Source organism: Yersinia similis (genome assembly GCF_001053095.1).
Lineage (GTDB): Bacteria > Pseudomonadota > Gammaproteobacteria > Enterobacterales > Enterobacteriaceae > Yersinia > Yersinia similis.
The window spans coordinates 1-2,163 of record NZ_CGBP01000071.1 but is presented as its reverse complement, the minus strand read 5'-3'; the positions used below and the strand labels follow the sequence as shown (position 1 = coordinate 2,163).

The window sequence follows — 2,163 nt, the reverse complement described above, 5'->3', positions numbered from 1 at the left end:
AGCCAGCCAGACGAATAATTATTTATCACATGCGAGGTTTTTATGTTGGTTCAGTTAGTTCAGTTGGTTCAATACGTAAAGATGTTTGTTTTATAAGGAATTTAATTTCCATTTTGAACCAACACTGAACCAACAAACGGGGCTTTTGAACCAACATTTGAGACTAAAAACTGTGAGAGGTCTTCACTGACTGGCTAAGAATTATACAGCGCACCCACTGAACCAACACGAAAATAGCGTTTGTTGGTTCAAAAAGGGCATTTGTTGGTTCAGAGATTCATATTTTCCCTTTTAAAAACAAACATCTTTACAAATTGAACCAACTGAACCGACTGAACCAACATACTTTTGCTTATATATACAAAAAACTACCCACTCAAATCCATAATTAACTGTTAAATAGCTATTCGAAAGTTAACTACAGGCACTACTTAGGTGCTTTCTCTTGGCTGGTTTTGTGTCTATTGGTCAATGCGCGTTTGATGAGACGGAAAAAATAAATAATATCAAATGGATATAGCATCCATTTTGCATCGGATATATGTCGGTATATACTCGTTATGCTTTAAGTTGCATTCACATTTTTTCACCTTCCTGCAACTTGAATTATTTTGAGTATAAGACCTTCATAAGCATCCATTTCTGGTTATTCCCTCAGTTGCGTTAAAAGTAAGGCCCCGGCCTGATGAGGGTGATTAGCAGTCGTTACAACGAAAAGGAATTTACTATGTCAGAAACATCTCGACCAATCCCACAGGCATTAGGTTTCCCCTACACGGTATTCAGAACTAAAAAACGCATGGATGATTACAGTGCCGATGATATGCGATGTGGCGATCTGAGCGAAACGCAGTTAAAAACAGATTTTAATCTACATAATATTTCAAGCAAGGTTAATCCGTACACGCTGACGTTGTTCAAGCAGCTAAAACCCACGGCTCATGGTTATGGTTATGCGGCTGATAGAGCGTTGGAAAGCGAGAAGGTCACTCGACAGGAATGTGTCAGGATCCTCTTTGATGAATTTCGCTACGAATCACGAATCTTTGCTTTGCACGGCCCGTATAAGAACGTTATCGAAAAAATGATCAACCATATGCAAAATGGTAACGGTATACCGTTTAGGGATTTGTCGTTAAATACGGCATTGAGAGCGCAAATTATTAACGATAAATCAGCCGAAAATAGTTCATTGCTGAGAATAAAACAGGTATTAACAGACAATATCGATTGGAAAAATAATTTGTATCCGGCAGAGAAATTAACGGATATAACAGAAACTATCCTTGGTGGCATACTTCCAAAATTCGATAGATTGCAGGATAGGGTTAATGGGTTAGGTATTACTGTACATGATATATACGCAGCACATATCACGATAAGATCGTTACAGATTAATAATGGCCACTACCGCGCCGTTGTCCATTATAATGTTCAGGATCACTTTGGACTGGACAGAAAAGATATTATTAAATTTAGGAATTACCGTATATTTCGTATCTGGTTTGTACTTCAGCGATTCACCCAGCTTGGTTATAAACCATTCATGACCAATATGGAAGCAACAGTAGAAATTATTGGGGGGCGCAATGAAAGCAAAAAGTAAAAAAATACTCGGTGTATTATTACTAACTGGTGGCGTTCTGTTGGGTTATTCCCTCTGGTTGTCACTACGTCCGGTGGAAATTGTCGCCGTTCATCAGAGACATCATTTTAGTGATGTTTTGGTGAAGGATTTCCCTACTACTGATCAAGGGAAAATAAGCTGGTGGCTGGAAAAAAAAGAGATGTTGAAATCTGAGTATAACATTCCAAAACCAGCATCTTATGGTAATTTTAGTATAACTTTTTGGGATTTCTCTGAAGGGTATAAAGAAGATGAATACGATAGGCTGTGCTTCGATGATATGAAAACAGATAAAAACTGTATAGATAAAAATGCTGTTTTTACCGTTAATAATGACAGTGAGAATAGGATAATTTTTACCGCTTATAATGGAAAATACCTACTAAAAGAAAATGGTGAAATAGTCAAATTTGAATATAAGTAGAATCATTTTGGGTATTCGGATTATGAGGTGTTTTTCACTGTATGGCACCCATACATCAACAGAGAGTAAGGTTTACTCGCTATCGTGTTAATGAGAAAATGTTATACCGGTT

The 2,163-nt window shown here is 37.2% G+C and carries 2 protein-coding genes; both read left to right on the top strand.

Annotated elements, in window-relative coordinates; all coding sequences use genetic code 11:
* The first annotated feature begins 727 nt into the window (after positions 1-727).
* On the top strand, positions 728-1,606 hold the full coding sequence (locus AC971_RS21350) for a YPO3983 family protein (RefSeq protein ID WP_025381457.1): 879 nt from the start codon (positions 728-730) through the stop codon (positions 1,604-1,606).
* Positions 1,590-2,051: a DUF943 family protein gene (locus AC971_RS21345; protein ID WP_025381456.1), complete on the top strand. Its 462-nt coding sequence runs from the start codon at positions 1,590-1,592 to the stop codon at positions 2,049-2,051. Before AC971_RS21350 ends, AC971_RS21345 begins: the two co-directional genes overlap by 17 nt.
* Positions 2,052-2,163 lie beyond the last annotated feature (112 nt).

Coding starts and splice junctions, on each gene's coding strand:
- AC971_RS21350 (WP_025381457.1), top strand. CDS start 728: ATGTCAGAAACATCTCGACCAATCCCACAGGCATTAGGTTTCCCCTAC.
- AC971_RS21345 (WP_025381456.1), top strand. CDS start 1,590: ATGAAAGCAAAAAGTAAAAAAATACTCGGTGTATTATTACTAACTGGT.